Source organism: uncultured Brevundimonas sp. (assembly GCF_937870815.1).
Classification (GTDB): Bacteria; Pseudomonadota; Alphaproteobacteria; order Caulobacterales; family Caulobacteraceae; genus Brevundimonas.
This window is the reverse complement of record NZ_CALMZS010000196.1, coordinates 1-6839: the sequence shown is the minus strand read 5'-3', so window position 1 is coordinate 6839 and position 6839 is coordinate 1. Positions and strand designations below refer to the sequence as shown.

11 protein-coding genes and 1 pseudogene are annotated in these 6839 nt (G+C 71.5%); 4 read left to right on the top strand and 8 right to left on the bottom strand.

What is annotated here, in order from left to right; genetic code table 11:
* Positions 1-208 (top strand): annotated as a pseudogene (locus Q0588_RS13260) (M1 family peptidase); the annotation flags it as partial.
* A gap of 72 nt (positions 209-280) precedes the next feature.
* Here the strand turns inward: Q0588_RS13260 and Q0588_RS13255 are convergent.
* The 4 genes from Q0588_RS13255 to Q0588_RS13240 all read right to left on the bottom strand — a co-directional run bounded on the left by Q0588_RS13255 (position 281) and on the right by Q0588_RS13240 (position 2139).
* Positions 281-502 (bottom strand): hypothetical protein, encoded by a 222-nt coding sequence (locus Q0588_RS13255; protein ID WP_298746964.1) that lies wholly within the window; start codon positions 500-502, stop codon positions 281-283.
* Positions 503-684: 182 nt separating this feature from the next.
* A complete protein-coding gene (locus tag Q0588_RS13250; protein ID WP_298746967.1) occupies positions 685-1248 on the bottom strand; it encodes an HNH endonuclease in 564 nt (187 codons plus the stop codon).
* Between the two features lie 76 nt (positions 1249-1324).
* A complete protein-coding gene (locus Q0588_RS13245) occupies positions 1325-1486 on the bottom strand; it encodes a hypothetical protein (RefSeq protein WP_298746961.1) in 162 nt (53 codons plus the stop codon).
* A complete protein-coding gene (locus Q0588_RS13240) occupies positions 1483-2139 on the bottom strand; it encodes a DNA-3-methyladenine glycosylase (protein ID WP_298746957.1) in 657 nt (218 codons plus the stop codon). Before Q0588_RS13240 ends, Q0588_RS13245 begins: the two co-directional genes overlap by 4 nt.
* Positions 2140-2217: 78 nt before the next feature.
* Here Q0588_RS13240 and gluQRS point away from each other — a divergent pair, with 78 nt between their 5' ends.
* The 3 genes from gluQRS (at position 2218) to Q0588_RS13225 (ending at position 4304) form a co-directional block, all read left to right on the top strand.
* Positions 2218-3066 (top strand): tRNA glutamyl-Q(34) synthetase GluQRS, encoded by an 849-nt coding sequence (gene gluQRS, locus Q0588_RS13235; protein WP_298746954.1) that lies wholly within the window; start codon positions 2218-2220, stop codon positions 3064-3066.
* Between the two features lie 68 nt (positions 3067-3134).
* Positions 3135-3893 (top strand): extensin family protein, encoded by a 759-nt coding sequence (locus tag Q0588_RS13230; protein ID WP_298746951.1) that lies wholly within the window; start codon positions 3135-3137, stop codon positions 3891-3893.
* Between the two features lie 207 nt (positions 3894-4100).
* On the top strand, positions 4101-4304 hold the full coding sequence (locus tag Q0588_RS13225; protein WP_298746948.1) for a cold-shock protein: 204 nt from the start codon (positions 4101-4103) through the stop codon (positions 4302-4304).
* A 14-nt stretch (positions 4305-4318) separates the two neighbouring features.
* Here Q0588_RS13225 and Q0588_RS13220 read toward each other — a convergent pair whose 3' ends face one another.
* The 4 genes from Q0588_RS13220 to Q0588_RS13205 form a co-directional block, all read right to left on the bottom strand.
* Entirely contained in the window at positions 4319-5230 is a 912-nt protein-coding gene (locus Q0588_RS13220; protein ID WP_298746945.1) for a DMT family transporter, read from the bottom strand.
* Between the two features lie 73 nt (positions 5231-5303).
* The gene (locus Q0588_RS13215) at positions 5304-5429 is read right to left on the bottom strand and encodes a hypothetical protein (protein WP_298746942.1); all 126 of its coding nucleotides are present in this window, start codon (positions 5427-5429) and stop codon (positions 5304-5306) included.
* Positions 5378-5848: a hypothetical protein gene (locus Q0588_RS13210; protein ID WP_298746939.1), complete on the bottom strand. Its 471-nt coding sequence runs from the start codon at positions 5846-5848 to the stop codon at positions 5378-5380. The genes Q0588_RS13215 and Q0588_RS13210 overlap by 52 nt, the downstream gene beginning before the upstream one ends.
* Before the next feature lie 173 nt (positions 5849-6021).
* On the bottom strand, positions 6022-6839 hold an 818-nt coding region (locus Q0588_RS13205), incomplete at its 5' end, for a hypothetical protein (protein ID WP_298746937.1).

Sequence of the window (6839 nt, the reverse complement as noted above, 5' to 3'; positions counted from 1 at the left end):
CCTGGAGTGGGTGACCGGGGACGGGGCCGACTTTCCGATGCCGGTGGAGATCGAGATCGACGGCCGCCGCCAGACCGCGAAGATGACCGGCGGCGCCGGCCGGGTCGCCGTTCCCGACGGCGCCCATGTGCTGATCGATCCGGACAACAAGGTGCTGCGCCGGCTGGAATTCATCGAGGCGTGGAAGGCGGCGGGGAGCGCCGGCTAGACCGCGACGGCGGTCACCGCGACTGGCGGACCAGTCCACAGCGCCCCTGGGTGGTCAGGTCAGCGGCGATATTCAATCGCTGTCGGACTCGTCGCCCGAGGCGACCACGACCGTCGCGGCGATCACCCCCGCGATGGCCAGCAGGCCGATCAGCGGGATGCCGGCGAACTCGCTGGACTCTCCGGCCCGGGCGCCGACGCGGTCGCCGACGCGGGCCACGCCCTGGGTCGCCGCCGCCGCCTGGCCGGCGATCAACAGACATCCGGCCGCAACAGCCGCAAGCGTCTTCTTCATGGGATCTCTCCAGACTGGCCGAGACCCTCAAACCGGGCCGGAAGGAGTTGGTTCCCGCGCCGGGTCCCTCCCCTGGTCCATTTCGGCGCCCGCCGTGACAGGTCGGCGGCGTTTCGGAAAATCCGGAAAGGCGAAGAAGGCCGGCCGGGATCGGGCGAGCGTTCCGGGCCCGGCGGGAAACGTCAGGGCTCCAGTTCGATGTCCCAGTAGAGGTAGTCGAGCCAGCTCTGGTGCAGGTAGTGGGGCGGGAAGCGGCGGCCGAACTCCTGCAGCTGCCAGGCGCTGGGGCGATGTGGAGCCCGGCGCATGGGCATGCCGGCCTGTTGCGGCGTGCGGCCGCCCTTCCTCAGGTTGCAGGGGCTGCAGGCGGCGACGATGTTCTCCCAGGTGGTGCGGCCGCCCCGGCTGCGCGGGATGACATGGTCGAAGGTCAGTTCGGTGGTCGCATTGCAGTACTGGCAGGCGAAGCCGTCGCGCAGGAAGACGTTGAAACGGGTGAAGGCCGGCTGCCGGTCCTGGTCGACATAGTTCTTCAGCGCGATGACGCTGGGCAGGACCATCTCCATCGACGGGCTGCGCACGACCTTGTCATAGGTCGAGACCACGTCGACCCGGTCCTGGTACACCGCCTTGACCACCTCCTCCCACGGCCAGATCGACAGCGGATAGTAGGACAGCGGCCGGAAGTCGGCGTTGAGCACCAGGGCGGGCCAGCCGGACGGCGGGCGGCTGAGGACCTGCATCAGGCCCTCGCCGTTCGGATGAGGTTTATCGACGCGACCGGACTGAAGACAGGTCTCCTTCCCTGGCTGTGTCCGAATTCTACGCCTGATTCGACGGCTTGGCGATGACGGACGGACGACGGATCGGCGACGCCTGGCCCCGGACGGCGGCTCCGGGGAAGGCCGGCGGACTCCATCCCCAGACCAGCGCGCCGAGAACGGTTTCCGGGGCGGCGAGTCGGGAGTCGATGATCGGGGTCACGCCGCGGCAGGCTCCGGCGCGACCTCCCCGCGCCTGACCGCTCCGTACCATCCCCACAGCAGATGCGCCGCCACGCTTCGGTGCGGACGCCAGATTTCGGCGCGGGCATGGACCTCCTTCTCGCGCGGCCGAAGGTCCGCGCCGTCGGCCCAGCGGATCGCCTCCTGCAGGGCGACGTCGCCGGCGGGAAAGACGTCGCGCCGGCCCTCGCAGAACATCAGGAAGGTCTCGGCCGTCCATTTGCCGACGCCCCTGATGGCGGTGAGGCGGGCGACGGCCTCCCCGTCCGAAAGCGACTCCAGGTGGTCGAAATCGATCCGCCCCTCGACATGGGCGCGGGCGATCTCGTGGCCGTAGGTCGCCTTCTGGATTGACAGTCCGAAACTCCGCAGCGTCTCGATGTCCGTGGCCAGCACGCGGTCGGGCGTCATCTCGCCGCCCAGGCCCGTCTCGACGCGCGCCCAGATGGCGGCGGCCGAGGCGAGCGAAACCTGCTGGTCGACGATCATGTGAAACAGGCCCTCGAACCCGCCCACGCGGCGGCGCCACTCGAAGGCCGGGGTCTGCGCGTGGGGGCGGGCCAGCCGCGGGTCGGTCGCGACGACCGCCCGGCGCGCCGCCTCGATGTCGTCCAGCCAGTAGGGAGTCTGCATCCGCGGGACCGTAGCGCCGGGGACGCGGGCGGCAAGCGGCCGGATGTGATCGCGTCCGCTTGCCGCTATCGTGCCGCGATGTTCGTCACCCGCTTCGCCCCCTCGCCGACCGGTCGCCTGCACAGGGGGCACGCCTTCTCGGCCCTGACCGCATGGACCGCTGCGCGGGCCGCGGGCGGGCGCTTCATCCTGAGGATCGAGGACATCGACGCGGCCCGATGCCGGCCCGAATTCGAGGCGGGGGTGCGCGAGGATCTGGCCTGGCTCGGTCTCGACTGGGAAGAGCCGGTGCGGCGGCAGTCGGAGCATCTGGCCGACTACGCCGCCGTGGTCGAGACGCTGCGCCGGCGCGGCCTGCTGTACCGCTGCTTTCGCACCCGCCGGGAGATCGTCGATGCGATCGGGGGCGCGCCGCACGGCCCGGCCGACAATGTCCGGCCCGGCCCGCATCCGGCCGCGGAGGAGGCGGCGCTGCTCGCCGGGGGCCGGCCGTTCGCCTGGCGTCTGTCGCTCGACCGGGCCCGGGCCGCCCTCGGGGAGGCGGCCTGGCGCGCCCTGGCCTTCATCGAGGAAGGCGCCGGACCCGGCGGCGAGCGCGGCCGGATTCCGGCGCGGCCCGGGACCGCCGGCGACCTCGTCGTGGCCCGCAAGGACGCCGGCGCCGCCTATCATGTCGCGGTCACCCACGACGACGCCCTGCAGGGCGTGACGCATGTGATCCGCGGCGAGGACCTGTTCGAGGCCGCCCATGTCCAGGTGCTGCTGCAGGCGCTGATGGGATGGCCGACTCCGGTCTACCGGCACCATCGGCTGCTGGCCGGAGCGGACGGGCGGCGCCTGGCCAAGCGCGACAACGCCGCCACCCTCGCCCAGCTGAGGGTCGACGGAGTGAGGCCGGACGCCCTGCGCGCCGAACTGGGCTTCTGATCCCGGCCAGCGCCGCCCCGGACGAAGCGGTTGGCCCCGCGCGGCCGGGCGGGTAAGCGTGGAGCCCGATGGACCGTGATTTCGCCGATTTCTGGAATCTGCTCTGGGAGGTCGGGCTGGGCCTGTGCGCGGCCTTCGCCCTGCTCAACGCCTTCGCGCCGCATCAGGACCTGCCGTGGAAGCCGCTGGACCTCGACCACCCGATCGGCCAGGCCACGGCGGCCAAGGTCGACGATTTCGAACTGGCCCGCACCGCCGCGCCGGAGGAGGTCAAGGCCGTCACCGACGCCTGCATCCAGGTGCTGCGCGAGGCCGGCGTCACCGTCGAGCGGGCCGGGGACCGCGACGACGGCGGCTTCTGCGTGGTCCGCGGCGCGGTCCGCATCACCGGCGGGGCGGTGACGCCGCTGCCGGGCGATGCGGTCATGCAGTGCCCGCTGGCGGTGCGGTACGTCATCTGGGACCGCCAGGTGCTGCAGCCGGCGGCCGAGGCGGCCTTCGGCAGCCGGGTGGCCCGGCTGGACAGCGCGGGAACCTACGCCTGCCGCCGCATCTACGGCCAGGCCGACCCGGCGGCGCGGCCCAGCGAGCATGCCCGGGCCAATGCGCTGGACCTCGGCGGCATGACCCTCGAGGACGGCCGCCGGGTCTCGGTGCAGGCCGACTGGGACGGAACCGGCCCCCGGGGCGCGGAGGGCCAGTCGTTCCTGAAGCGCATCCGCGACGGGGCCTGCCGGGTGTTCTCGACCGTTCTGACCCCGGACTACAACGACGCCCACGCCGACCACCTGCATCTCGACGGGGCCGACCGCGGCCTGTGCGCCTGAGCGCCGCCGGCCCGTTCGCCGGGCAGGCGAATCGGTTTGCGGTTGACCGGCCCCGGTTTGCGCGAGAGAAATGCCCCGCAGTCCGGATTTGGCGCGGCTTCCACACCCGTGCAGCGCTCCTTCGCCTGAACGAGCTTGTCCAGATGGGCTGACGGGCGACCCCATGACGGGCGCCTGCCTGGAAAGCGCGTTTACGGAGACGCAGACATGGCGACCGGCACGGTCAAATGGTTCAACCCCACCAAGGGCTACGGCTTCATCCAGCCCGACGGCGGCGGTCAGGACGTGTTCGTTCACGTCACGGCCGTCCAGAAGGCGGGCCTGCAGGGCCTCGATGAGAACGCCAAGGTCGAATACGAGCTGGAATCCCAGCGCGGCAAGACCTCGGCGGTCGACCTCAAACTGCTCTGATCTGACTGACAGGATCATGGGACGGGCGCGGAGGTTTCGGCTTCCGCGCCCTTCTTGTTGCGGGCCGACCACTGGGCCAGCACCACCCCGGCCAGCAGGGCGGCGGCGCCGGCCAGCTGGGCCCCGGTCATGGTCTCGGCGAACAGGGCCCAGCCCAGCCCGGCCGCGACCACCGGCTGGATCAGCACCGTCACCGCCGTCAGCGCCGCCGGCAGCCGGCCCAGCGCCCAGGTCACCCCGCCCTGGCCGGCCACATGCACCAGGCCCAGCCCGGCGCAGGCCGCCCAGCCGGCCGCCGAGCCCGGGACCAGGGGCTCGCCCAGGGCCAGGGCCGCGACCAGCAGCAGCGGCAGGCCCAGCGCCGTGGTCCACAGCATGATCCGCACCGCCGGAACCCGCCCGCGCAGCGCCTTCACGGTCAGGAAATAGCCGGCGTACCAGAGCGCCGTCACCGCCGCGAACAGGTCGCCCAGCCGCGGGTCCGCCCCCTGCCGCCCGTCCGCCCCCGCCGACATGGTCCACGCCCCGGCCAGCGCCACGGCCAGGGCCGCGAGGAACAGCGGCCGCGGCCGCTCGCGGAACATCAGCCAGGCCGCCGCCGTCACCACCACCGGGGTCAGATTGGTCAGGGTGGTGGCGTTGGCCACCGAGGTGAGGCGGATCGAATAGTGCCAGAAGGCCAGGTCGAGCCCGAAGAACAGCGCCGCCAGCCCCATCAGCGCCGACGGCCGCCCCGGCCCGCCCTCGCCCGCGGCCCGGCCGGGCCGCCCCGCCAGCAGCCCCAGCCACGGCAGGGCGAAGGCCAGCCGCCACGCCCCCGCCGCCGCCGGCCCCGTATCGGCCAGCCGCACCAGGATCGGGGCCAGCCCCAGCACCGCGGCCGCGGCGAGCAGGACCAGCAGGGCGGCGGTGCGGGGGGCGGGCATGGAGTCGCTGTAGCGCCGCGCGCGGGCCGGCGGAAGCGGGCGTCTCTCCCTCCCCGGGGCGGGGCGGGAGACTCTACGGCCAGTCCTCCGCCACCCCCTCCGGCAGGCCATGATCCTCCCGCCACGCCGCGCGATTGGCCTGCAGCGTCACCCCGTCCAGCCACGCCTGATGGTGCAGCTCGCCGGTCTCCTTCCACATCTCCGCCGTCCAGCCATGGCGCCGCGCCCAGTCCCGGTCCCGCGCGCCGTCTCGGCCGTCAGACGCGCCTCCCGCCACCGCAGCACGAAGCCCAGATGCCACAGCGGAACGCCCTCCAGCGCCCCGCCCGCCATCGCCTCGGCCAGCTTCTCCGCCACCGCCCGCGTCTCGTTCAGCCGGAACTCGAATTCGTCGCGCTTGCGCTCCGCGAACCGCTCCCAGCCCTCGACCGGCTCCGGAACCGGGTCCGGGCGCGGAACCCGCTCCCACCCCTCCGACGCCCGCCGCCGCCACAGATTGGCCAGCCCCACGTCATAGCGCCTGGCCAGCGACGCCCCCGTCGCCCCGCCTTCCCAGGCGCGGCGGATCTCGGCCCAGTATTCGTCGGATCGGATGCGGGGCGGATCGCGCTCGTACATGGGAGCAGCCTGCACGCCCGCTACGTCAAAAGCGGACGTGTCTCCTCCCCGTCGCCTGGCGATGGGGAGGGGGACCGCGAAGCGGTGGAGGGGTGGAGGAGGATCGCATGCGATCCGACGACGACCGCCCCACGCTCCTCCTGTTGATCCCGTGCAGCCAAGGGACCCGCCCCTTATCTCCAGCTCACGACCCAGACCGATTCATTCGGAGCGAGACCGAGTTTCCTTCGGTCATTTTCGTTGGCCGGGGCGATCGCGCTTGCGCGGGTGGCGTCAACAAATGAGTCGAAGAAGGTGCTTGGCTGGCTCGAAATCACCGCGATCTCTTCGGCATAGACGAACCCCTCGTCTTCCGGATCGCTTGGAAGCATCTGCACATCCGTAACTTCGTCGCGCGCCCTCAACTCCAGGAAAGCCGCCCTGAACGGTGGGCGCGGCTCTTCGGGAAACAAGTTCACGGCGAAGTTGTCCGGAAGTCTGGCCTTGGCGAAGAAGGCCTCGATGGTCATTGCCGGGAGACCGGTATAGGCGGCTTCGCTCCAACGGCGGGCCAGTCCGTCGATCAGTTGCTGTATCCTGTAGGCGGGGCGCTTTCCGGTCGAACTGGAAAGATCAATCCGGATACGCCCGCCACCCCGCCCTTCGACCACGAGAACGTCCTTGCCGCCTGAATATGTCAGGGAAGTGCGGACGATCTCGCTCCATTGCAACGCGCCCTTGCCCTCGGTCGCCACGCCGCGTTGCGAGAACCGATGGAGTTCCTTGAACACACCAAACACGAGATCGTCCGCGCCGAACGGCGACTCCGGGACTGCACGACCGGACGGAAAGGATTGGCAGACATCGCCGAACCCTTCCCCCGCCTGCAATTGGAACATCCGCAGGATCATCTCTCTCGGATCATCGACAAGCCCCAACACGCCGCCACGATCTCTTCCGCCAGGCTCCGGTCCACCCTCACCAACTGCGAAGCCCCCCGCGCCGGCAATGT

Excerpts from the sequence above, each read along its gene's own strand:
- Q0588_RS13210 (WP_298746939.1), bottom strand. The coding sequence starts at position 5,848 with ATGTACGAGCGCGATCCGCCCCGCATCCGATCCGACGAATACTGGGCC.
- Q0588_RS13240 (WP_298746957.1), bottom strand. The coding sequence starts at position 2,139 with ATGCAGACTCCCTACTGGCTGGACGACATCGAGGCGGCGCGCCGGGCG.
- Q0588_RS13225 (WP_298746948.1), top strand. The coding sequence starts at position 4,101 with ATGGCGACCGGCACGGTCAAATGGTTCAACCCCACCAAGGGCTACGGC.
- Q0588_RS13230 (WP_298746951.1), top strand. The coding sequence starts at position 3,135 with ATGGACCGTGATTTCGCCGATTTCTGGAATCTGCTCTGGGAGGTCGGG.
- gluQRS (WP_298746954.1), top strand. The coding sequence starts at position 2,218 with ATGTTCGTCACCCGCTTCGCCCCCTCGCCGACCGGTCGCCTGCACAGG.
- Q0588_RS13255 (WP_298746964.1), bottom strand. The coding sequence starts at position 502 with ATGAAGAAGACGCTTGCGGCTGTTGCGGCCGGATGTCTGTTGATCGCC.
- Q0588_RS13215 (WP_298746942.1), bottom strand. The coding sequence starts at position 5,429 with ATGTGGAAGGAGACCGGCGAGCTGCACCATCAGGCGTGGCTGGACGGG.
- Q0588_RS13220 (WP_298746945.1), bottom strand. The coding sequence starts at position 5,230 with ATGCCCGCCCCCCGCACCGCCGCCCTGCTGGTCCTGCTCGCCGCGGCC.